Origin of the sequence: Citricoccus sp. NPDC055426 (assembly GCF_040677445.1) — a bacterium.
Taxonomy (GTDB): Bacteria; Actinomycetota; Actinomycetes; order Actinomycetales; family Micrococcaceae; genus Citricoccus.
On sequence record NZ_JBFARZ010000005.1, the window covers coordinates 136,634 to 159,109 of the forward strand.

At 71.4% G+C, this 22,476-nt stretch carries 18 protein-coding genes; 13 read left to right on the forward strand and 5 right to left on the reverse strand.

Annotation, left to right across the window (positions count from 1 at the left end; translation table 11 throughout):
* The first annotated feature begins 2 nt into the window (after nucleotides 1-2).
* From AB0K08_RS09640 to AB0K08_RS09650, 3 genes are read left to right on the forward strand one after another with little or no spacing between them, the layout of a single operon-like run.
* On the forward strand, nucleotides 3-2,726 hold the full coding sequence (locus AB0K08_RS09640; protein ID WP_363353784.1) for a GNAT family N-acetyltransferase: 2,724 nt from the start codon (nucleotides 3-5) through the stop codon (nucleotides 2,724-2,726).
* A gap of 20 nt (nucleotides 2,727-2,746) precedes the next feature.
* Nucleotides 2,747-3,490 (forward strand): DUF5998 family protein, encoded by a 744-nt coding sequence (locus AB0K08_RS09645; RefSeq protein WP_363353786.1) that lies wholly within the window; start codon nucleotides 2,747-2,749, stop codon nucleotides 3,488-3,490.
* Complete coding sequence (locus tag AB0K08_RS09650) at nucleotides 3,487-4,704, forward strand: nucleotide pyrophosphatase/phosphodiesterase family protein (RefSeq protein WP_363353789.1); 1,218 nt, start codon at nucleotides 3,487-3,489, stop codon at nucleotides 4,702-4,704. The genes AB0K08_RS09645 and AB0K08_RS09650 overlap by 4 nt, the downstream gene beginning before the upstream one ends.
* Nucleotides 4,705-4,727: 23 nt before the next feature.
* On the opposite strand, the gene sepH is transcribed toward AB0K08_RS09650, so the two are convergent.
* Nucleotides 4,728-6,035: a septation protein SepH gene (gene sepH / locus AB0K08_RS09655; RefSeq protein ID WP_363353791.1), complete on the reverse strand. Its 1,308-nt coding sequence runs from the start codon at nucleotides 6,033-6,035 to the stop codon at nucleotides 4,728-4,730.
* 323 nt (nucleotides 6,036-6,358) lie between these two features.
* On the opposite strand from sepH, the gene AB0K08_RS09660 reads away from it, so the two are divergent.
* The gene (locus tag AB0K08_RS09660) at nucleotides 6,359-6,658 is read left to right on the forward strand and encodes a DUF4193 domain-containing protein (protein ID WP_363353793.1); all 300 of its coding nucleotides are present in this window, start codon (nucleotides 6,359-6,361) and stop codon (nucleotides 6,656-6,658) included.
* A gap of 123 nt (nucleotides 6,659-6,781) precedes the next feature.
* Here AB0K08_RS09660 and AB0K08_RS09665 read toward each other — a convergent pair whose 3' ends face one another.
* Nucleotides 6,782-7,297, reverse strand: a complete 516-nt coding sequence (locus tag AB0K08_RS09665) for a DUF3093 domain-containing protein (protein ID WP_363353795.1) — start codon at nucleotides 7,295-7,297, stop codon at nucleotides 6,782-6,784.
* 138 nt (nucleotides 7,298-7,435) lie between these two features.
* On the opposite strand from AB0K08_RS09665, the gene dut reads away from it, so the two are divergent.
* The 4 genes from dut (at nucleotide 7,436) to AB0K08_RS09685 (ending at nucleotide 9,741) form a co-directional block, all read left to right on the forward strand.
* Nucleotides 7,436-7,888, forward strand: coding sequence for a dUTP diphosphatase (dut, locus tag AB0K08_RS09670; RefSeq protein WP_363353985.1), 453 nt, complete (start codon nucleotides 7,436-7,438; stop codon nucleotides 7,886-7,888).
* 75 nt (nucleotides 7,889-7,963) lie between these two features.
* Complete coding sequence (locus AB0K08_RS09675) at nucleotides 7,964-8,722, forward strand: DUF3710 domain-containing protein (RefSeq protein WP_363353797.1); 759 nt, start codon at nucleotides 7,964-7,966, stop codon at nucleotides 8,720-8,722.
* Nucleotides 8,723-8,729: 7 nt separating this feature from the next.
* Nucleotides 8,730-9,047 (forward strand): hypothetical protein, encoded by a 318-nt coding sequence (locus AB0K08_RS09680; protein WP_363353799.1) that lies wholly within the window; start codon nucleotides 8,730-8,732, stop codon nucleotides 9,045-9,047.
* Nucleotides 9,031-9,741, forward strand: coding sequence for a DUF3159 domain-containing protein (locus AB0K08_RS09685; RefSeq protein ID WP_363353801.1), 711 nt, complete (start codon nucleotides 9,031-9,033; stop codon nucleotides 9,739-9,741). Before AB0K08_RS09680 ends, AB0K08_RS09685 begins: the two co-directional genes overlap by 17 nt.
* Before the next feature lie 48 nt (nucleotides 9,742-9,789).
* Here the strand turns inward: AB0K08_RS09685 and AB0K08_RS09690 are convergent, their stop codons facing one another.
* The 3 genes from AB0K08_RS09690 to AB0K08_RS09700 all read right to left on the reverse strand — a co-directional run bounded on the left by AB0K08_RS09690 (nucleotide 9,790) and on the right by AB0K08_RS09700 (nucleotide 13,244).
* On the reverse strand, nucleotides 9,790-11,706 hold the full coding sequence (locus AB0K08_RS09690) for a DUF222 domain-containing protein (RefSeq protein WP_363353803.1): 1,917 nt from the start codon (nucleotides 11,704-11,706) through the stop codon (nucleotides 9,790-9,792).
* 111 nt (nucleotides 11,707-11,817) lie between these two features.
* Nucleotides 11,818-12,492 (reverse strand): TrkA family potassium uptake protein, encoded by a 675-nt coding sequence (locus AB0K08_RS09695; protein ID WP_363353805.1) that lies wholly within the window; start codon nucleotides 12,490-12,492, stop codon nucleotides 11,818-11,820.
* On the reverse strand, nucleotides 12,489-13,244 hold the full coding sequence (locus tag AB0K08_RS09700; protein WP_363353807.1) for a TrkA family potassium uptake protein: 756 nt from the start codon (nucleotides 13,242-13,244) through the stop codon (nucleotides 12,489-12,491). The genes AB0K08_RS09695 and AB0K08_RS09700 overlap by 4 nt, the downstream gene beginning before the upstream one ends.
* A gap of 124 nt (nucleotides 13,245-13,368) precedes the next feature.
* On the opposite strand from AB0K08_RS09700, the gene AB0K08_RS09705 reads away from it, so the two are divergent.
* From AB0K08_RS09705 to AB0K08_RS09725, 5 genes are all read left to right on the forward strand, one after another.
* A complete protein-coding gene (locus AB0K08_RS09705; RefSeq protein WP_363353809.1) occupies nucleotides 13,369-15,375 on the forward strand; it encodes an APC family permease in 2,007 nt (668 codons plus the stop codon).
* Nucleotides 15,376-15,462: 87 nt separating this feature from the next.
* A complete protein-coding gene (locus AB0K08_RS09710; protein ID WP_363353811.1) occupies nucleotides 15,463-16,920 on the forward strand; it encodes a class I SAM-dependent RNA methyltransferase in 1,458 nt (485 codons plus the stop codon).
* 211 nt (nucleotides 16,921-17,131) lie between these two features.
* Nucleotides 17,132-19,834 (forward strand): aconitate hydratase AcnA, encoded by a 2,703-nt coding sequence (gene acnA, locus AB0K08_RS09715; protein ID WP_363353813.1) that lies wholly within the window; start codon nucleotides 17,132-17,134, stop codon nucleotides 19,832-19,834.
* Between the two features lie 139 nt (nucleotides 19,835-19,973).
* Nucleotides 19,974-21,971 carry a 1-deoxy-D-xylulose-5-phosphate synthase gene (gene dxs / locus AB0K08_RS09720; RefSeq protein WP_363353815.1) on the forward strand — a complete coding sequence of 666 codons (1,998 nt, stop codon included), beginning with the start codon at nucleotides 19,974-19,976 and terminating at the stop codon, nucleotides 21,969-21,971.
* A complete protein-coding gene (locus tag AB0K08_RS09725) occupies nucleotides 21,968-22,465 on the forward strand; it encodes a hypothetical protein (protein WP_363353817.1) in 498 nt (165 codons plus the stop codon). The genes dxs and AB0K08_RS09725 overlap by 4 nt, the downstream gene beginning before the upstream one ends.
* The last annotated feature ends 11 nt before the right edge of the window (nucleotides 22,466-22,476 follow it).

Genomic DNA, 22,476 nt, shown 5'->3' on the forward strand with positions numbered 1-22,476 from the left:
CTATGGGTGAGACGCCGAAATCCCTCGAATATCCGGCCTACTGGGAAGCCGATGTCGTCCTGAGGGACGGCACCACGGCGCATCTGCGCCCGGTGCGGCCCGAGGACTCCGAGGGGCTGGCCCGGATGCACGAGTCCCAGTCGCAGAACTCCATCTACCTGCGGTTCTTCACCTTCAAGTCCTCCCTGTCCCGGAAGGAGATGGAGCGGTTCACGCATGTGGACTACCGCGACCGGGTGGCGTTCGTGGTGCTGCTCGGCACGGAGATCCTCGGGATCGGCCGCTATGACCGGCTGGACGATCCGCTGGAGGCCGAGGTCGCCTTCAACATCTCGGATGCCTCCCAGGGCAAGGGGATCGGCTCCATCCTCATGGAGCACCTGGCGGTGGCCGCCCGCGAGAACGGGATCCGCCGGTTCACCGCCGAGGTGCTGCCGGAGAACCGCAAGATGCTCTCGGTGTTCCAGGAGTCCGGGTTCGAGGTCTCCCGCCACTTCGACGACGGCGTGGTGGCGGTCGCCTTCTCCATCGACCCCACCGCAAAGGTCCGGGCCGTGATGGAGTCCCGGGAGCACCGGGCCGAGGCGCGGTCCGTGGCCGAGCTGCTCGCCCCGGAGTCCGTGGCCGTCATCGGGGCCAGCCGGCAGTGGGGTTCCGTGGGCTTCGCCCTGCTGGAGAACATCATCGAGGGCGGGTTCACGGGGCCGGTCTACGGCATCAACCCGGAGGCCATGGAGGTGGCCGGGATGATCTCCCGGGGCACCCTGGCCGAGGTCCCCGGCCCGGTGGACCTCGCCGTCATCGCCGTGCCGGCGGCCGAGGTCCCGGCGGTGGTGGAGGACTGCGCCCGCCACGGGGTCAAGGGCCTGTTGGTGGTCACCACCGGATACGCCGACGCCGGCCAGGACGGCCTGGTACGCCAGCGCGCCCTGGTCCGTCAGGCCCGGGCCAACGGCATGCGCGTGATCGGCCCGGCCTCGGCCGGCCTGGTCAACACGGCGCCCGGGGTCAGCCTCAACGCCTCCGTCTCGCCGTTCCTGCCGCTGCGCGGACCGGTGGGGCTGTTCTCCCAGTCGGCGGTGATCGGGGTGACCCTGTTCGCGGCGGCCCACCGCCGGGGGATCGGGCTGTCCTCGATGCTCTCGGCGGGCAACCGCGCGGACGTCTCCGGCAACGACGCGATGCAGTACTTCGAGGATGACGCGGCCACGGTCGCCGTGGGCGTCTACCTCGAGTCCTTCGGCAACCCCCGCAAGTTCTCCCGCATCACCCGGCGGCTGTCCCGCTCCAAGCCGGTGGTGGTGGCACGCTCGGACGTCATGGGCCGCCGGCTGCCCCCGGGGCACGAGACGCGCACCACGCAGGCGCCCCTCGGCGCGGTCGACTCGATGCTGGAGCAGACCGGCGTCATCCAGGTGGAGAACCACGACGACCTCATGGACCTGATGCAGCTGCTCTCCTGCCAGCCGCTGCCGGCGGGGCCCCGCGTGGGCGTGGTGGGCAACTCGCTGGCCTTGAACCGGGTGGTGGTGGACGCCGCGGAGCGCCACGGGTTGACGGTGGCGCGCACGCAGTTCGTCCCGGACCTGGACGCCGAGCACACGGCGGATGAGGCAGCGCACGCGGTGGGCCGGGCCGTCAGCGCGATCATCGACTCCGGCGAGGTGGACGCGTTGCTGGTGATCACCCAGACCGGCATGCACCAGCAGCCCGGAGATGCCGACCAGCTGGCCGCCGCGATCCAGGAGGCCACGCAGGGCAGCGGCGTCACCGTGCTGACCTCCCTGACAGGGGTCCTGGACCCCGGCTACCGGTCCACGGCCATCCGCCGGTCCGGGCCCGCCTCGCAGGACGGCGGCCTCCAGCAGGGCGTCCCCGTCTTCTCCTCGCCCGAGCAGGCTGCCCGGGTCCTGTCCCGGCTGGTCTGGTACCGCCGCTGGCGGGAGGCGGAGGCGGGCGTTCCCGTGGAGCCGGAGGGCATCGACCGGGACCGCGCCGAGGGCCTGATCGAGGGGTACACCTCCCGGGCCGAGGGGACCGACCTGCTCCGGCTCTCCCCGGACGAGGCGGGTCAGCTGCTGGGGTGCTACGGCATCTCGGTGCTGCCCTCGGTCCGCTTCAGCACGGAGGACGAGGCCGTGCAGGCGGCCGAACAGCTCGGCTGGCCGGTGGCCGTCAAGGCCGTCGACACCTACCTGCGGCACCGGCTGGACCTGGGCGGGGTGCGGCTGAACATCGTGGACGCGGAGTCCCTGCGGCGCAACGTGGCCCAGATGCGGCGGGTGCTGGAACCCTACGGCAGCCCGGACCTCGAGGTGCAGTCCATGGCGCGGCCCGGACAGGCCTGCACGATCACCGCCCTCGAGGACCCGCTACTGGGCCCGGTGGTGTCCTTCGGGATCGCCGGTGACGCGGTGGACCTGCTGGACGACTGGGTGCACCGCGTTCCGCCGCTGACCAACCAGGACCTGGACCGGATGATCCACGCCCCGCGGGCCGCCGCCAAGCTCTTCGGCTACGGGGGCCTGCCCTCGGTGGACACCGGGGCCCTGCAGGACCTGCTGGCCCGGGTGGCCGCGCTGAAGGACGACCACCCGCAGGTGGCCCGGCTGCGCTTCAACCCGGTGCTGGCCTCGGACCGGTCGGTCACGGTGCTCTCGGTCGAGGTGGACGTGGCCAATGCGGCCCGGCGGACGGACTCCGCCCGCCGGGCCATGCGCGATTGACGGGCCGATACCATGGAGTCATGACTCCACTGCGCAGGAACCCCGGTTCGGGCCCGCACCCCTCGGGGCCGCACTCCTCGGGGAACGCCGACTCCGCCTCCGGTGCCGAACAGGCTGAGCAGGCCGAACAGGATGCCGCCCGCCGGCGGGCCGCCCCCGCGCCCACCACCCCGGACGGCGCCGGACCCACCCTCGGAGCGGACATCGAACGGGCCGGGTTCTACCCGGAGCTCGTGGCCGACGTCCTGGACTCGGCGCTGGACGGCCGGGAGGTCACCAGCCACCTGGTGCACGTGGACACCCACTTCGACTACGACGAGATCCACCGCCACATCACCGTCCTCGCCCTGGCCGGGGACGTCATGGCCGCCCTCCACCTGGACGACCACGCCATGGATGAGGCCGGCGAGCAGGTGATGGCCCAGGTCTCCACCGAGATGGTCCCGCTGTGGCGGATCGACTCGGTGGTGGCCACCACCATGCACCCGCAGCCGCAGACCTTCCGCCGCGGTGACCCCGTCGCCGAGGTCACCCTCTCCGTGACCTGGGCCGGTGGACAGCGCCTGGACCTGGCCCCGGCCGCCTGCGGCGACCCGAACTGCGAGGCCGACCACGGCTACACCGGGACCTCCACGCGTGAGGACCTCGTGTTGCGGGTGGCGGCAGAGGCCGAGGGGCAGCAGGCCGTCAACCAGGCCCTGGCGTTCTACCGCGAGCTGCGCCGCGCCACCGCCCAGGGACCCGGGGCCCGGTCCGCTCGGTGAGCTCCGCAGCACCGATCCCCGCGGCCCCCGGCTACGCCGGTCGGAACCTCGCCGGGGTCCTGACCTCAGCCGCCGCCGCCCTGGGCGCCGCCGGCTTCACGAACACCTTGACGTTGCCGCGGACCCGGCGCGCCGCCGTCGTGATGGTGGACGGCCTGGGCAAGGCGCTGCTGAAGCGCTACGCCGGCCACGCGCCGTTCCTGAGATCCGTCCTGGAGAAGGACTCCTCCACCCTGCAGGTGCCCTATCCCACGACGACGGCCGCCTCCCTGTCCAGCCTCGGCACCGGTCTCGCGCCGGGGCGCCACGGACTGGTGGGCTACGACGTGCTGGACCCGGACCGGGACACCGTCATCAACCAGCTCGGCGGCTGGGACCCGCAGACGGAGCCTGCGGCCTGGCAGCCGCACCCCACGGTCTTCGAGCGGCTCGCCGCCACCCGTCCGGCCCCCGGCCCGGCTGACCGGCCGGTCTCCGCCTTCGATGACCCGGGGGTGGAGGCCGTGACCGTGTCCCTGCCGGCCTTCGAGTCCTCGGCCCTGACCACGGCATCCCTGCGCGGCTCCCGGTTCGTGGGGGCGAGGACCCTGCAGGCGCGGTTCCAGAAGGCCAAGGAGGAGCTGCACGCCGCCACCGGGCCCGTGCTGCTCTACCTGTACCTCAACGAGCTGGACAAGGCCGGTCACCAGCACGGGCTCGGCTCGGAGCAGTGGCTCCACGCCCTCGAGGAGATCGACGGAGCCGCCCGCCGCCTCAGCACCTCCGTGCCGAAGGACACCGTGCTGCTGCTCACGGGAGACCACGGGATGGTGGACGTGCCCGAGGCCGGCCGCATCGACTACGCCGAGCTGCCGGGACTGGTGGACGGGATCCGGCACACCGCCGGTGAACCGCGGTTCGTCCAGCTGCACTGGGCCGCGGATGCCTCGGCGGCCGTGCGCGAGCGGACCACCCAGGCCTGGCGCTCCGCGTTCGGGGACCAGACGTGGATCCTGACGCGCCGCGAGGCCATCGAGGCCGGCTGGTTCGGGGACGTGGAGGCGCGGGTGGCCCCGCGGCTGGGAGACCTGATCGTGGCCGCCCACGGCCCGGTGGCCCTGTACGACGGCCGGCGGGTGGCGCCGGCCGCCTTCGAGATGGTGGGGCATCACGGCTCGCCCACCCGCGCCGAACGCGAGGTCCCGCTGTTGTTCCTGCAGCGGCCGCGGCGGTAGCGCCGCACCGCCCCGGCGAGGACTCAGTCGCCCTTGCGGCCGAAGACGATCTCGTCCCAGCTGGGCACGGACGGACGCTTCGACTTGGCACCGGCGGTGCGGCCGGCCGGTTTGCGGGACCTGCCGCGGCCCTTGTCCGAGCCCGCCGCGGTGTCTGATTCCCCGAGGTCCAGCGCGGTCTGCCCCGGGAGGGTCTCCGGGACCGTGTCCTCGGCCGCCGCCTCGCTGCCGTCGGACTCCTCGGAGACCCCCGTGCCCTCGGCGTGTCCGGTATCCGGTTCGTCCTCGCCGTCCCGGTCCGCCGAGGGATCGGTGTACTCCACCTCGGCGGCCGTCCAGTCCTCACGATCGGCCTCGGCGTCGTCCCCGTCGGGGCCGTCCGTGCCGTCGATGCCATCCGTGCCGTCGGCGCTGTCTGCGGGGGCCGCTGCGACGGTCAGCCGTGGCCGGGCCTGGTCCCGGGTCGGCTGTTCGTCCCGCGTCAGCATGAGGGCCAGCTCGTCGTCGCCGTCCTCGTCCACGCCGAGGCGCTGCCCGCGGCGGGCTCGCAGCACGTCCAGTAGCTCATCCTGGGAGTCCTGGTCCAGGGCCGCCCGCGGGGTGCGGGGGTTCGCGGGCGGGACCGGGTCCTCGTCCTCCTCCACGTTGAAGGGGCGGTCCCCGACGGCGGAGAGCCGGCGGCCGCCGAACGGGCCGTCCAGTGGATCGAGCTCCGAGAGCACCTGGGCCCAGCGGTTCTGGTTGTCCAGGTGCTGGCTGGAGGGACGGAAGGACCAGCGGGCCGGCGGCCGGTCACCGATCGAGGAGGCGGAGCCCTCCAGGCCCTCGGTGGAGAAATCGAGGGTGATGGTCCACGAACCCTCCGGGTTGCGCCAGGCATCCCAGTGGGCCGTGGCGGGGTCCATGCCGAGTGAGGTCAGCCGATGGCGAACCATGTCGCCGAGCAGGGCAGGATCCTCACCGAAGGTGCTGCGGTACAGGTCGTGACCGGGCTGCGGGGCCGCCACCTCCACCCGGCGGGCCTGGTGTGCCATCCAATCGCGCTCCGCCAGCACCGGGCCCTCATACTTGCGCACACGGTCCAGATCCACGCCGGACTCGGCGGACACCTGCTCGGCCGTCGCCCCGGCACGGATGCGGGCCTGGATGTCCCGGGGGGTCAGCACGCCTTCGGCGGCGTCCGCAGCCTGGGCGGAGGGGCGTCCGATGGGGCGGGTCGCCGCGGACCGCAAGGCCTCGGTCACCGGCAGGGAGAACTCCTCACCGGCCTCGTTGCTGAGCAGCAGGTGTCCACCATCCTCCTGGACACCAACGAGACGGAGTTCCTGCATGTCTGTCCTCCACGGTCGACTAGGGCCCGGTGACCCACTCTCTCCCCGACTTTGCCACGATTAGGGGTCGGTGTGCACCACGCGCCCCCGGTGTGGCGTGGATCCGTGCTTCGTGTACGCTCTCAGCGATTTGGCTTTTGTCCGCGCGTGGGGAACAATCTCCACGACGCGCAGACCACAGATGGGCCCAACGGGCCCGTTGCGGCTGGTTTTCGCGGCCGGTTTCCCCAGTTGTCCCCCGAGGAATCCGGCGTCATCTTGGCAACATCCCACCCACGGTCGGTCCCCTCCGGCCACACCAGCGGAGCGTGAACACACCCCTTATGGCCACCGATTACGACGCGCCACGCAAGAACGACGACGAGCTCAGCGAGAGCTCCATCGAGGAGTTGAAGAACCGCCGCACGGACACGCAGTCCGCCGTGGTGGACGAGGACGAGGCGGAGGCGGCCGAGGGATTCGAGCTTCCCGGCGCCGACCTCTCCGGTGAGGAGCTGATGGTCCGGGTGCTTCCAGCCCAGGCCGACGAGTTCACCTGTGCCTCCTGTTTCCTCGTGCGCCACCGCTCGCAGGTCGCCAAGGAGAAGAACGGCCTGCTGTTCTGCACCGACTGCGAAGGCTGAGACCAGCCTCAGCACCGGCAACACCTCGGACACCACGGGCCGGCCAGGGCAACCTGGCCGGCCCGTGGTGTCTGAGCTGGAGTGTTCGGCTCGACTAGGCGGGGGACGTCTAGGCGGGGCCGTCTAGGCAGGGGCCCCCGGGCGGTCCTCGGTGCCCGCCTCACGGGCCATGGTGCCGCCCAGCACCTCGGCCAGCCGTTCCGGATTCCTCGTGCTGGTCAGCCAGTACGGGGTCCGGTCCCGCAGGTCCTCGATCTGGATGCGGACCACCGGGTCGATCCATCCGCGCAGGCACATGAAGGCGAGCCCGTGCAACGCGGGACCCCGCTGGTGGGTGGCGTCATCTCCGCGGTAGCCGGTCACGAGCCCCACGTGCTCGCGCTCGATGCCGGCGCGGCCCACCTGCACGGTGCTCTCGGTGACCACGATCTTCGGCGTGGAGACGGTCAGCAGCAGGGCGATGATGGCGAACACCACCACGGCGGCGATCAGTCCGATCTCCACCCCGATCGGGACGAAGACCAGGATGGACAGGCTGGAGATCATCACGGCGATCAACCAGATCCAGGGGGAGGGGCGGAGCTTCTCCTCGTACAGGACTGGGGCTGCCGGGGCTGAGGCCGGGGAGGAATCATGCATACCTCTAGAATCCCATGTTTGGCCGGGCAGGGTGAATCGGGGATCTGCTAGTACAGTGGCCGCGTGAATCAGCCAGCAGTTCCCCAGGACCTCCCCGCCGCCCCCGCCCCCGTCGAACGACCCCTGGTGGCCCTGACCATGCTCGACGACGGCATCGAGCCTCCCGGCTATGCCCTGCCGGGCGATGCCGGTGCGGACCTGCGGACCACCGTGGACGTGGTGCTGGAGCCGGGCGCGCGGGCCCTGGTGCCGACCGGGGTGGCACTGGCACTCCCCGAGGGGTTCGTCGGGCTGGTGCATCCTCGCTCCGGACTGGCCGTGCGGCACGGCCTCAGCCTCGTGAACGCCCCCGGGACCATCGACGCCGGCTATCGAGGCGAGATCAAGGTGCCCCTGCTGAACACGGACCGCAACGAGTCCGTCCATCTCAGCCGGGGGGACCGGATTGCCCAGCTGGTCATCCAACGGGTCGCCCAGGCCGACTTCGTGGTGGTGGACGCGCTGCCGGCCTCGGATCGCGGGGCCGCGGGCTTCGGATCGACGGGCGGGTTCGGCCCGGGGCAGGACGGTTCAGCGAGGGCGTCGCACTGACCTAAGCTGGACTGGCCGCTCTGATGGCTTTGAACGACTACTTTCTATGCGCGACACGGATTGGCAGGCAGGCTCATGATCTTCGGACGTAACCGGAACGTCAAGACCGAAACGGTTGTGCTTCCGGAGGAACTCCAGGACGCCCGGGACCGTGACGGGGTGGAACCGGTCCCCGAGGCGACCGGGCCCTTCGATATCACCGAGCGCCCCGAGGCGGACGGCTACCTCGACCTGGGATCGTTGCGCATCCCGATGGTCCAGGACCTGAAGATCCGTCTGGACCTGGAGGACTCGACCAAGCGCATCATCGGTGTCACCCTCCAGCTCGGCCAGTCCTCGATCCAGGCCCAGGCCTTCGCCGCCCCGCGCTCCGGCGGCCTGTGGGATGAGATCCGAGCCGAGATCCTCGACTCGGTGGCGGCCACCGAAGGGGCCCAGGTGGGTGAGCAGGAGGGGAGGTTCGGCACCGAGGTCGCCGCCCGCATCCCCGCCGCCATGCCGGACGGCTCGCCCGGATGGCGGGTGGCCCGGTTCGTGGGCGTCGACGGCCCGCGCTGGTTCCTGCGTGGCGTGGTGGGCGGCGAGGCCGCTTTCAAGGATGAGGCGGCCAGTGCCATCAACGACTTGTTCTCCCGCATCGTGGTCCGGCGCGGCGATGATCCCCACCCGCCGCGGGAGTTGCTGCCGCTCACTCCGCCGGAGAACATGCGTCCCGTGCCGCAGCCGGGCCAGGCCAACCAGCCGGGGCAGGCCAACCAGCCGGGGCAGCCCGGACAGCCCGGGCGTGCCACGCCGGCACCAGAGCGCGGACCGGAAATCACGGAAGTCCGCTGAGTCGGTCGTGATCACGCCGCCGACGGGCGCCCATGGGGCCACGGTCCGCCGGGAGGGCATGGTGGCGTCGGTGCGACTGCAGGGCCGGGGGGAGTCAGCGCGGTTCGCGGTGGACCTGGTGACGCAGGCGCCGCGGCCCGGCCGGATCTCCACCGGTGGTGAGCGGATCCGCCTCGTCTGGATCGGCCAACGCCGGGTCCCGGGGATCACCGCCGGTCGGTGGCTCCGCATCGAGGGATTCCTCTCGGTCCACCAGGACCTTCCCACGGTCTACAACCCCCGATATGAACTGCTGGCAGGAGCACCGCATGAGCACCGACCCTGAGTCTGCCGACGACCCGACGCCCCGGGGGACGGCTCCGGAAGACACCGGGTCCCAGTTGGACGCGGCATTGCGGCGCGTCGGCTCCGGCACGGCGGTGACGGATACAGGTCAGATCGACGTCCTGGCCACGGTCGGGGGCTGGCGGGGGCTGGCGGAGTCTGTCCTGCCGTCGGCCGTGTTCCTCGTGGCGTTCATCACCACCCAGCATCTGTGGGGTGCAGGCATCGCCGCGGTGGCGGTGGCGGCCGTGTTCAGCGTGGTCCGGTTGATCCAACGCCAGAGCCCGGTGCAGGCGCTGGCCGGCTTGGCCGCCGTGGCCCTGTGCGTGGTGGTCGCCCTGAACACCGGCGAGGCCCGGGACTACTACCTGTGGGGATTCGTCACCAACGCGGCCTACATCCTGGCGCTCTCGGTGTCCGTGTTCGTCGGCTGGCCGCTGCTGGGCCTGGTGTTCGGGATGGTCCGCAACGAGGGGCTGCAGTGGCGGCAGCAGGCTGGGAGGCGGCGCCGGTATGCGCTGGCCACCTGGATCCTGGTGGCCGCCCTGGGACTGCGCCTGGTGGTCCAGGTGCCCCTGTACCTGGCTGATCTGCTGACAGCGTTGGGGACGGCCCGGTTGGTCATGGGCTTGCCCCTCTACGCGCTGGCCCTGTGGCTCGGTTGGCTGGTGTCCGCGAGCAAACCCCGCACCTGAATGGACGGGATCCTCTGTCGACGTGGTGCGGAACGGGGCCCGGTGAATCTACGCGGCCCGCGCGTACTCCACGTGAGTCCCCGGAGTCCTGTGTCGGTGTAGGGGCCAGGCCAGATCGAAGCCTCGGTGTTGCGCTGCGGGACGGGGCGGTCCTGCTGGACGTGGCGGCACTGCTTGATTGGGCTGGTGGGCCGTGGAGCCGGGTTGTGCTGCCAGGCTTGCCGCGGCCGTTACCTTCGCCGTTGCCCCCGGGGGCGGGAGCAGTCTCACCGTGACCGTGGTGGTGTCCGTGGTGCAGGGCACCGCTGGCTGGCCGGGCGTCTGGCCGGGCGTCTGGACGGGCTCATCTCTGGGTCCACGATGTGATCCGGGTTCGTGGGCGCCAGGGGTCGTCGACGCGGCTGAAGACGTTCCGGTGGGCGGTGCTGCCTGGGGTGTGCCGGGTGGGGCCGCTGCCTGTGGTGTGCCGGGTGGGGCTGCTGCGTGGAGGGGTGGTGGGGTGAGGGGTCTTGCGTGGCTGGTGTAGTGGTGGCCGGTGGGGGTGGTGACCTCGAGGTCGTGGGGCGTGGTCTGGTGTGTCCAGCCGGGGTGTTCCTTGGTGTAGTTGCAGCGTTCGCAGAGTCCGGAGCCGTTGGCGTAGCTGGTGGGCCCGCCCTGTCGGTAGGGGGTGGCGTGGTCGACGTGCCGGATCGGGGCCCCGCAGTAGGGGGTGCGGCAGATGTTGTCCCGGAGCATGATCATCCGGCGCAGGTTGCCGGTGAACTCGCGGCGTTGGGCGTCCATCGCCACCAGCTGGCCGGTCTCGGGGCAGGTGAAGAGCCGACGCAGGAACACGCGGGCTTCGGGACTCTGGCTGATGGTGTCCGGGTCACTGGTGCTGGTGCCTCCGGCGATCAGTTTGCGGGCGATGGTGGCGGGGAGGGGGCCGTGGCCGGGGATCCAGGCCGGTTCACGGCCGGTGTCACTGCCGGTGCTGCCGCTGCTGTCAGTGCTGGCGCCGAGGAGGGTGGTGTCGGTCATGATGAGTTGGATCTCCACGGGGGAGGGGTGGTCGGGGGTGGTGCCGGTGAGGCGTTCGGTGAAGGTGTCGGAGAGGACTTGTTGGGGTGTGCGTCCGTCGGCGTCGCCGAGGACGAGGGTGGTGGCGGCCTGGTCGGTGATCGCGGTGTAGCAGGCTGCTGCCTGGAGGGCGGGCAGTAGGGCGGTGAGGTAGGCCATGCCGTGGTCGGTGGCTTTGATGCGGACGTGTCGGTCGGTGACGGCTTCGTCGTATTTGGCGGCGGCGGCGTCGGGGTCGTGGCGGTGGGCGGCGGCTTGGACTTCGTGGGTGAGCTCGCGGAGGCCCAGGCTGGGGAGTCGGTCGGCCAGGGTGGTGTCGACGGTGCGGCGTCCGGGGGCGTCCAGCCAGTGGGTGTGGCGTTCGACGGTGGCGGCGTGGTCTTCGCTGATCTGGCCGGTCTGCAGGGCGGTGAGGGTGTTCGGGAGGTCGTCGGTGAGGTGGCGGGCTTGGCGTAGGTGGGTGCTGCCGCGTTGGGGGCTCTGGCGGCGGGCCAGTCCGATCTCGCTGCCCAGGCCGAGTCCTCTCCGGGTGGCGGGGATGCCGCGGGCGGCCTCGTCCAGGATCCGGTGGTGGTGCAGGGCTGCGGTTTCGCGGGCTTGGGCGGCGGCGCAGGCGGCCTTGAGGTCTTCGAGGGCGCGGATCCGGTGGATGGCCTCGGCCTCACGGCTCAGCACGGCCCTTTCGTGTTCGCTGGGTCCGAAGCGGCCTGCGGCGTACCGGTCGCCCACGCCATCCACGCCGCCGGCAGTGCTGGTCTGGAGGGCGGCCACGGAGGCGGCCGGGACCATGCCGGCCAGACAGTCCCGTAGTCCGATGATGGCCTGGGCATCCGTCAACGCGGGAACAGGTGACGCGGCACCGTGCGGGGAGGTGACCCCTGAAGCACGATCCGCGTCTTCGAACATGTGTACTATACTATGGCCCGGCACGGACGCCGTAAAGGGTTGCCAGCCCACCTGTGGATACGTTCTGAGCAGGCTGGCCCACCCGGGCCGGAACGGGGACGAACTCCTTGTCTAGGTCTGGGCGCCGTCCTCGGGGACGAGAAGGCCACGCAGGCGTTCCTCCGACTCCACGGTGGTCAGGAAGAACACCTCGTCGGCGGCCTCGAGGACGTCGTCATCGCTGGGGGTGATGGGCCGGGTGTCCCGGATGATGGACACCACGGAGACATCCGCCGGCCAGGACACCGATCCCAGCCGCCGCCCGTCGGTCCAGTGGCTGGTGGGGACGGTGAACTCCACGAGGGTGGTCTGCCCGGACTTCAGGGTCAGCAGGCGCACCAGGTCGCCGGTCTCCACGGCCTCCTCCACCAGCGCGGTCATGATCCGCGGGGTGGACACGGCCACGTCCACGCCCCACGACTCGTCGAAGAGCCAGTCGTTCTTCGGGTTGTTGACCCGGGCCACCGTCCGTCCGACCCCGAACTCGGACTTCGCCAGCAGGGAGACCACCAGGTTGGCCTTGTCGTCACCCGTGGCGGACACGAGCACGTCCGCCGTCTCGAGGTGGGCCTCCTGCAGCACCGCGAGCTCACAGGCATCCCCGATGAGCCACTTGACGCCCCGCAGGCCGGACCGGGAGACCACCTCGGGCTTGGTGTCCACGAGCAGGATCTCGTGCCCGTTGGCGAGCAGCTCCCGGGCGATCGAGGAACCGACGGAACCGGACCCGGCGATGACGACCCTCACCTCCGGACCACCCCGCCCGCCGCGCCGTCCCGTTCGTCGTCCCCGCTGGCATCTCCTTCGTGCCCCGTCTCGTCCCAGCGCTCCGTGCCGGTCTGCGGATCGGTGGCCAGGATGCGTTCGGCCTCGTCCTGCCCGGCCACGGCCAGGACGGCATGCACGATGTCTCCCTGCTGGTACAGGGTGTCCGCGCGGGGCACCATCCCCTCGCCCATCCTCGTGAGGAAGGCGACCCGGACGCCGGCCTCGGCCTCCATCTCGGCCAGGGGACGGCCGATCCACCCGGGCGCGACCCGGACCTCGGCCATCACGATCCGACCCGAGGCGTCTCGGAAGTCGCCGGCCAGGTCGGCGTCCGGCAGGATGCGGCGCAGCACCTGGTCCGTGGACCAGCGCACGGCCGCCACGGTGGGGATCCCGAGCCGCTGGTAGATCTCCGCGCGGCCGGGGTCATAGATCCGGGCGACCACATGCTCCACCCCGAAGGTCTCCCGCGCCACCCGTGCCGCGATGATGTTCGAGTTGTCCCCGGAGGACACGGCGGCGAAGGCATAGGCCTCCTGGATGCGGGCCCTGGTCAGGGCATCGCGGTCGAACCCGACGCCGGTCACCCGCTGCCCGCCGAAGTGCCGTCCGAGGCGCCGGAAGGCCTGCTCGTCCTGATCGACCACGGCCACTGAGTGGCCGCCCTGCTCCAGGGTCAGCGCGAGGGAGGATCCCACGCGGCCGCAGCCCATGATCACGAAGTGGGCCATCCGTATCCCTCCCGGTCCGGCGGTGCGGCCAGCTCGACCAGCTCGACCAGCTCGGCCAGCTCGGCCAGCGAGTCCAGTGTGCCACGCGCGGGTGGATGCGCTACGCCGGGGGTACCGTGGGGGCGTGGCAAGGGTCCTGGAATCCGTCCGTCGGCTCGTGGTGGGCCGGCCCTACGACACGGAACGGCTGAACCGCCGGCCCCTCGGCCGGTTCACGGCGCTGCCCGTGTTCTCCGCCAACGCCTGGTCGTCCGTCGCCTACGCCCCGGACGAGATCCTGCTGACGCTCGCCCTCGGCGGCACCGCCGCGCTGTCCCTGGGCCCCGAGATCGGCGTGGCCGTGGTGGCCGTCATGCTGCTGATCGTGCTGTCCTACCGGGTGTCCATCCGCGCCTACCCGGAGGGCGGCGACTACGCCATCTCCCGGGCGAACCTCGGCCCGTGGGCCGGCGTGACGGTCGGGGCGGCGCAGATGCTCGACTTCGTGTTCACGGTGGCCGTGTCCATGGCGGCGATGTCCCACTACCTGACGGCCGTCTTCCCCCGGCTGGGAGGCGGCCAGACCGCGGTGGCGGTGGCCGGCGTCGTGCTCCTGGCGCTGGCGAGCATCCGCGGCGCCGGACGGGGCCGCCGGACCCCTGCCCTGCTGGCCTTCGCCCTGCTCGTCCTGCTCTTCGGCATGATCGTCACCGGGCTCGTCCAGGATGCCCTGGGCCTGCTGGAGCCGGCGACGTCGGCCGGGCTGGAACCGGTGCCCGATCCCGCCTTCGCGGAGGGGCTGGGTCCTCTGGCGATGGCCGTGCTCGTCCTGCGGGCCTTCGCCTCCGGCTCGGCGCTGGCGACCGGCGTGGAGGTCCCGGCCTCGAACGTGGGGGCCATGGCCCGGCCCCGCATCCGCACGGCCCGGGCCGTCATGCTGGCCATGGGCCTGATCGCCGCGGCCTCCACCCTCGGGGTGATGTATCTGGCGGACCGCACCGACGTGGTCTTCGTGCTGGACCCGGCGGCCCTGCAGGCCGCCGGTGGGGGAGCGGTGCCGGCGGACTACGTGCAGCACCCCGTCCTGGCGCAGCTGGCGAACGCGGTCCTCGGGACGGGCAGCCTGATGAGCGGGGCCCTGATGCTGCTGGTGGCCGCGCTGCTGCTGCTGGCCGGGCACTCGGCCTTCAAGTCCTTCCCCGAACTGGCGTCCCGGCTCGCCGCGGACGGCTACCTGCCACGCCAGCTCCTCACCCGCGGCGACCGGCTGGGGTACACCAACGGGGTGGTGCTGCTGACCCTGGCCGCGCTGGGGCTCGTGTGGGTGTTCCAGGCCCAGACGGCCCTGCTGGTCCAGCTCTACGTGATCGGGGTGTTCCTCTCCTTCACCGTGAGTCAGCTGGGCATGGTGCGGCATTGGGGCCGGCAGCTGGCCCACACCCCGGGGACGCGGGCCCGGCAGGCGGTCCGGACCCGCCGGCTGGTGAACCTGGTGGGGTTCGTGGTCACGGGCCTGGTGGCGCTCGTGGTGCTCGTGACCCGGTTCGGCCAGGGGGCGTGGGTCGCGCTGCTGGCCATCGCGGCCATGGTGTTCGTGATGTCCCGCATCCGCAGCCACTATGACGCGGTGGCCTCCGAACTCGACCTGACCCCCGCGGAGGACGCCCGGGCCCTGCCGTCCCGCGTCCATGCCGTCATCCTCGTGATGTCCGTCCAACGGCCCACGTTGCGGGCCGTCGCCTATGCGCGGGCCTCCCGCCCCTCTAGCCTGGAGGCCGTGGTGGTGGACCTGGACAAGGGGTCGACGCAGGAGGTGCTGACGGCCTGGGACCGCCTGGAGCTGCCGGTGCCGGTGACTGTGCTGGCCTCGCCCTACCGGGAGATTTCCGAACCCCTGATCCGCCATCTGCGGGCCCACCGCAGGACCTCGCCGCGGGACCTGGTGGTGGTGTACATCCCGGAGTATGTGGTCGCCCGCGGCTGGCAGCGCCTGCTGCACAACCGGACCACCACACGCCTCAAGGACCGGCTGCACCGCGAGCCCGGGGTGATGGTCGCCTCGGTGCCGTGGCAGCTCTCCGGCGCGGGTGGAGGTACGCATCGCCTACCCGAATCTCCGCTGGGCCAGACGAGAACGGGGCCGGACCAGTAGAGTCGGGTCAAAGGTGTGCGGATCTCTGCCGGACAAACGGACCGGATGGATTCCGGAGACCATGACCCCTGAAGGAGGCCGGCCAGGATGACGCCCACCCGGGAGACCAGCAAGGCCGAGAGGACCCGCCCGCCGGTTCGGGAGATGCCGGGGGCGCCGGAGGCCCCACGGGTCCTCGAACTGGAGATCGGTCCCATGGCCCACGGCGGCCACTGCGTGGCCCGTCACGAGGGCCGGGTGGTGTTCGTCCGGCATGCCATCCCCAGCGAGGTGGTCCGTGCCGTGGTCACCGAGGCGGGCGAGGGGGCCCGCTTCTGGCGGGCGGACACCATCGAGGTCCTGCACGGCTCCGAATTCCGCCGGACCCACCAGTGGAAGCTGGCCGATTCCCTGCGGGCCCACGCCGCCGGCCGCCTGCCCGTGGGCGGGGCCGAGTACGGGCACATCGTGCTGCCGCACCAGCGGCGGCTCAAGGCCCAGGTGTTCCGGGACACCGTGGCGCGGATCGCCGGGATCCAGCTGGACGTCCACGTCACCGGCGCCGAGGGGGACGAGCCCTCCGGTCTGCACTGGCGCACCCGCAACGCCTTCGCCGTGACCCCCACGGGCCGGCTGGCCATGCACGCCCACCGCTCCAACGTGCTGGTCCCGGTCCGGAACATGCCCCTCGGGGTCTACGGGCTGGACGCCCTGAAGCTCTGGGAACTCGACTTCACCGGGATCGCCCGGGTGGATGTGGCCACCCCCGGCACCGGCGAACCGTCCCTCGTGCTGCTGACCCCGGCCGAGGGCGTGGACCCGTCCAGCCTCGGTGGGCGCATGCACCGCCAGACGGCCCGCCTGCCGGAGGGCACCTCGGTGGCGCTGACCGTGCCGGGCCGGACCCCGGACGACCGCCCCGAGGTGCACCGGCTGCGGGGGCGGACCTGGACGCAGGAGGAGGTCACCAGCGCCCGCGGGGACCACCACCCGTTCCGGATCACCGGTGACGGCTTCTGGCAGGTCCACCGCTCGGCCCCCCAGATGCTGGTGGACGCCGTGCTGCAGGCCGCCGCGCCGCAGCCGGGCCAGGTGATCGCCGACCTCTACGCCGGAGCCGGGCTGTTCTCCGCCTTCCTGGCGAAGGCCGTCGGCCCCGAGGGCCTGGTGCTGTCCGTGGAGGCCTCCCCGGGGGCCAGCCGGGACGCCCGCCGCAACCTGCACGGCGTCACCCAGGCCGCCGTCCTCAACGGCATGACGGACCGGGTGCTCGGCGGCTGGCTGAGCCAGCCCGAGAAGCCCGTGGCCGATTGCGGGCTGGACGGCCGCTCCGTGGACACGGTGGTCCTGGACCCGCCACGGGCCGGCGCCGGTAAGGCCGCCGTGGAGCGGATCCACCGGCTGGACCCCGGGCGGATCGTCTACGTCTCCTGCGACCCGGCCTCCTTCGCCCGGGACCTGGGGCTACTCGCCCAGGCAGGGTGGGCGGCCGAGTCGGTCCAGGTCTTCGACCTCTACCCGGACACGCACCACATGGAGTCCGTGGCGGTGCTCACGCGCCCCTGACGCATGAACGTGATCCTGCCGACCATCGGGCTAGGATGGGAGGCGAGCCCCCTGTGACGGTGTCGTCAGACCACCGGCCCAGGATCGGCATGTGGCTGCCACCATCGGCCGGGGATCGCCCGCACGCGGTCCCGGAGCAACCGGTGGACCGGCTATGGCACTGACAGACCGGCCAATCGCCCTGACCCAGGGCGGGAATGAGGAGTCCCCCGTGACTACTGTTGACAGCTTCGGCTCCAAAGGCGTCCTGGACGTCAATGGCGCTGAGTACGAGATTTTCCGGCTGAACAAGGTGGAGGGCGCCGAGAAGCTCCCGTACTCCTTGAAGGTCCTCCTGGAGAACCTGCTCCGCACCGAGGACGGGGCGAACGTGACCGCCGAGACCATCAAGGCCTTGGGCTCCTGGGACCCCAACGCCCAGCCGGACACCGAGATCCAGTTCACCCCCGCCCGCGTCATCATGCAGGACTTCACCGGTGTGCCCTGCATCGTGGACCTCGCGACCATGCGTGAGGCCATCGAGGACCTCGGCGGCGACGCCTCCCGCGTGAACCCGCTGGCCCCCGCCGAGCTCGTGATCGACCACTCCGTGCAGATCGACTCCTTCGGCAACGACCAGGCCATCGAGCGCAACATGGACATCGAGTACCAGCGCAACGGCGAGCGGTACCAGTTCCTGCGCTGGGGCCAGTCCGCGTTCAACGACTTCAAGGTCGTCCCCCCGGGCATGGGCATCGTGCACCAGGTCAACATCGAGAACCTGGCCCGCACCGTCATGACCCGCGAGGTGGACGGCGTGCTGCGCGCCTACCCGGACTCCTGCGTCGGCACCGACTCCCACACCACCATGGTCAACGGCCTGGGCGTGCTGGGCTGGGGCGTCGGCGGCATCGAGGCCGAGGCGGCCATGCTGGGCCAGCCGGTCTCCATGCTCATCCCGCGCGTGGTCGGCTTCAAGCTGACCGGGTCCATCCCGGCCGGCGCCACCGCCACGGACGTGGTGCTCACCATCACCGAGCAGCTGCGCCAGCACGGCGCGGTCGGCAAGTTCGTGGAGTTCTACGGTGAGGGCGTCGGCTCCGTGCCGCTGGCCAACCGCGCCACCATCGGCAACATGTCCCCGGAGTTCGGCTCCACCGCCGCCATGTTCCCGATCGACGACGTCACCCTGGACTACCTGCGCCTGACCGGCCGCTCCGAGGAGAGCATCGCGCTGGTGGAGGCCTATGCCAAGGAGCAGGGCCTCTGGCACGATCCCTCCAAGGAGATCCAGTTCTCGGAGTACCTCGAACTGGACCTGGGCACCGTGGTCCCCTCGATCTCGGGCCCGAAGCGTCCGCAGGACCGCATCGAGCTCACCGACGCCAAGGACCAGTTCCGCAAGGACATCCACAACTACGCCACCGAGGACGAGGCCGGCGCCGGCCGCCCGTCCAAGTCCGTGGGCGTGGCCATGGAGGACGGCCGTGAGTTCCAGCTGGACCACGGTGCGGTCTCGATCGCCTCGATCACCTCCTGCACCAACACCTCGAACCCCTCGGTGATGATGGCGGCCGCCGTGCTGGCCCGCAACGCCGTGGAGAAGGGCCTCACCTCGAAGCCCTGGGTCAAGACCTCCGTGGCCCCCGGCTCCCGCGTGGTCACCGAGTACTACGAGAAGTCCGGCCTGATCCCCTCGCTGGACGCCCTGGGCTTCAACATCGTGGGCTACGGCTGCACCACCTGCATCGGCAACTCGGGCCCGCTGGAGTCCGAGATCTCCCAGGCCATCCAGGACAACGACCTGTCCGTGACCTCGGTGCTCTCCGGCAACCGCAACTTCGAGGGTCGCATCAACCCGGACGTGAAGATGAACTACCTGGCCTCCCCGCCGCTGGTGGTCGCCTACGCCCTGGCCGGCACCATGGACTTCGACTTCGAGAACGATCCGCTGGGCCAGGACTCCGCGGGCAACGACGTGTTCCTCAAGGACATCTGGCCGGAGCCGACCGAGGTCCAGCAGATCATCGACCGCTCGATCGACACCGAGATGTTCACCCGTGAGTACGGGACCATCTTCGACGGCGATCACCGCTGGCAGGCCCTGGAGACCCCCGAGGGCGACACCTTCGAGTGGGACGCGGAGTCCACCTACGTCCGGAAGCCCCCGTACTTCGAGGGCATGCCGGCCGAGCCGACCCCGGTGAAGGACATCTCGGGCGCCCGCGTGCTGCTCAAGCTGGGCGACTCCGTGACCACGGACCACATCTCCCCGGCCGGTTCCTTCAAGTCGGACACCCCGGCCGGCAAGTACCTGCTGGAGAACGGCGTGGAGCGCAAGGACTTCAACTCCTACGGCTCCCGCCGTGGCAACCACGAGGTCATGATCCGCGGCACCTTCGCCAACATCCGGATCAAGAACCAGCTGCTGGACGGTGTGGAGGGCGGCTTCACCCGCGACTTCACCCAGGACGGATCCCCGCAGGCCTACGTCTACGACGCGGCGCAGAACTACCAGGCCGCCGGCACCCCCCTCGTGGTGCTGGCCGGCAAGGAGTACGGCACCGGATCGTCCCGCGACTGGGCCGCCAAGGGCACCGCGCTGCTGGGCGTCGAGGCCGTCATCACGGAGTCCTTCGAGCGCATCCACCGCTCGAACCTGATCGGCATGGGTGTGCTGCCGCTCCAGTTCCCCGAGGGCGAGTCCGCGGACTCGCTGGGCCTGGACGGCACCGAGACCTTCGACGTCTCCGGCGTGACCGCCCTGAACGAGGGCTCCACCCCGAAGACCGTCAAGGTCACCGCCACCCATGAGAGCGGCAAGGTCACCGAGTTCGACGCGGTCGTCCGCATCGACACCCCCGGTGAGGCCGACTACTACCGCAACGGCGGCATCCTGCAGTACGTGCTGCGCCAGATCGCCGCGAAGAAGTAGGCAGCCGCCTCCGCCACGGGCCGGGTTCCCCTCACGGGGGACCCGGCCCGCCGGCGTCGTGCCCCAGGCTTTCCGCCGCGCGGTATTCTGGGGGGAGCTGTTCTCCTCTTCACCCTCCGGCCGAAAGGACCGCCAGCCCGTGGGCCTTCTCGAATCGATCCGCACCCCGCAGGACCTGCACCGCCTCACCCGGGGCCAGACACGGCAATTGGCGCAGGAGGTCCGGGCCTTCCTGATCGCGAACGTCTCGCGCACCGGCGGGCACCTGGGGCCGAACCTCGGGGTGGTGGAGCTGACCCTGGCGATCCACCGGAGCTTCGACTCGCCGCGGGACGCCGTCATCTTCGACACGGGCCACCAGTCCTACGTGCACAAGCTCGTCACCGGCCGCCAGGACTTCTCCACGCTGCGCCAGGAGGGCGGTCTCTCCGGGTACGGGGACCGCGCCGAGTCCGTGCATGACGTGGTCGAGTCCTCCCACGCCTCCTCGTCCCTGTCCTGGGCGGACGGGATCTCCCGGGCCTGGGCCCTGCGCGGTGAGGGCGACCGCACCGTGGTGGCCGTGATCGGGGACGGCGCGCTGACCGGCGGCATGGCCTGGGAGGCCATCAACAACATCGCCGCGGACCGGGACCGCCGCGTGGTGATCGTGGTCAATGACAACGGCCGCTCCTACGCCCCCACCGTCGGCGGGCTCGCCAACCAGCTCTCCGGCCTGCGCCGGGCCTTCCTGGACAAGCTCCGCACCCATCGCAGCTACGAGGACACCCTCGACTACTGGAAGTCACGGCTGCAGAGAACGGGGACCGCCGGGCGCTTCGTCTACAAGTCCCTGCACGCCACCAAGAAGGGCATCAAGGACTGGTGGGCGCCCCAGGGCCTGTTCGAAGACCTGGGGATGAAGTACATCGGCCCCGTCAACGGCCACGACCAGGCCGAGCTCGAGGAGGCGCTGGCGGACGCCAAGAACTACGCCGGCCCCGTGATCGTGCACGCCATGACGGAGAAGGGCCACGGCTACGCGCCCGCGGTGGCCCACCAGGACGACCAGTTCCACGCCATCGGGAAGATCGACCCGGAGACGGGCGACCCGGTGGCCTCCAGATCGGGCCCCTCGTGGACGTCCGCGTTCGGCGAGGAGATCGCCGCGATCGCGGACGAGCGCGAGGACATCGTGGCCATCACCGCCGCCATGCGGATCCCGGTGGGCCTGGGCCTGATGGCCGAACGCCACCCGGACCGCGTGTACGACGTCGGCATCGCCGAGCAGCACGCCGTCACCTCGGCCGCCGGCATGGCCTTCGGCGGTCTGCACCCCGTGGTGGCCGTCTACGCCACCTTCCTCAACCGCGCCTTCGACCAGGTGCTCATGGACGTGGGCCTGCACCGGGCCGGGGTCACCTTCGTGCTGGACCGCGCCGGCGTCACCGGCCCGGACGGACCCAGCCACCACGGCATGTGGGACCTGGCCCTGCTGCAGTCCGTACCCACCCTGCGCATCGCCGCACCCCGGGACGCCCAGCGGCTGCGCGAGGAGCTGCGGGAGGCCGTGGTCGTGGAGGACGCCCCCACCGTGGTGCGCTTCTCCAAGGGTTCCGTGGGCCCGGAGATCGCGGCCCTGGAGCGCCTGCCGGACGGGGTGGACGTGCTGCTGCGCCTCGGCGCCGCCTCCGAGGAGCCCGGGGCCGAGCGGGACGTGCTGGTCGTCGCCGTCGGATCCCTGGCCGAACTGGGCCTGGACGTGGCCGCGCGGCTGTCGGACCAGGGCATCTCCGCCACCGTGGTCGACCCGCGCTGGGTGCTGCCCGTGCGGGGCTCCGTGATCGCCCTGGCCGCCCGCCACCGGATCGTGGTGTGCCTGGAGGACGGGGTGAAGGCCGGCGGCGTCGGCTCCCGGATCCGCCAGGAGATGCGTGCGGCCGGCGTGGACACCGCCCTGAACGAGGTCGGCCTGCCCGTGGAGTACCTCGCCCATGGGACCCGTGAGCAGGTGCTGGAGCGCAGCGGGCTGACCGCGCGTCAGGTGGCGCAGGACACGGTGGCCCAGGTGCTCGGCACCAAGGTCCCCTTCGCCCGGCCGCTGACCGGCCAGATGAGCCAGATCCCCACGACCCCCACCACGGAGGGCAAGAAGTGAGCATTGTACGGACCTACCGGCGTTCCGAGCAGGACGGCCAGCAGCGGGTGGACTACCGCGAGGCCTGGTTCGCACCGGGCAGCGGCGAGGTGATCGTCCACCACGGGCGCCTCGGGACCACCGGCACGACGACGGCCGAGAAGGTCGCGGACGACGCCGCCGGTGATCAGCTGCTCGCCGGCTTCGCGGCGCAGTGCGCCGAGGACGGCTTCGCCGAGCTCACCGGCGATGAGGTGAAGACCCTGCAGGTCGCCTACCGGCTCAAGGGCGCGGCTCCGACCACCGTGGAGACGTCCCTCGTGGACCGGCTGCGCGGCGAGATCACCAACCAGCTGGCCTGGCGGGGCCTCGGCGAGGTCGTGGGGGAGCAGCAGGAATCCGGCCGGGTGCTCTTCGAGGTCGCCACGGTGCACCCCCGCAAGGCCGCCGCCGAGATCCCGGCAGCCGCCAAGTTCGCGCAGGTGCAGCCCTCGCGCGTGACCACCTCACTCTGAAGGGACCGCTG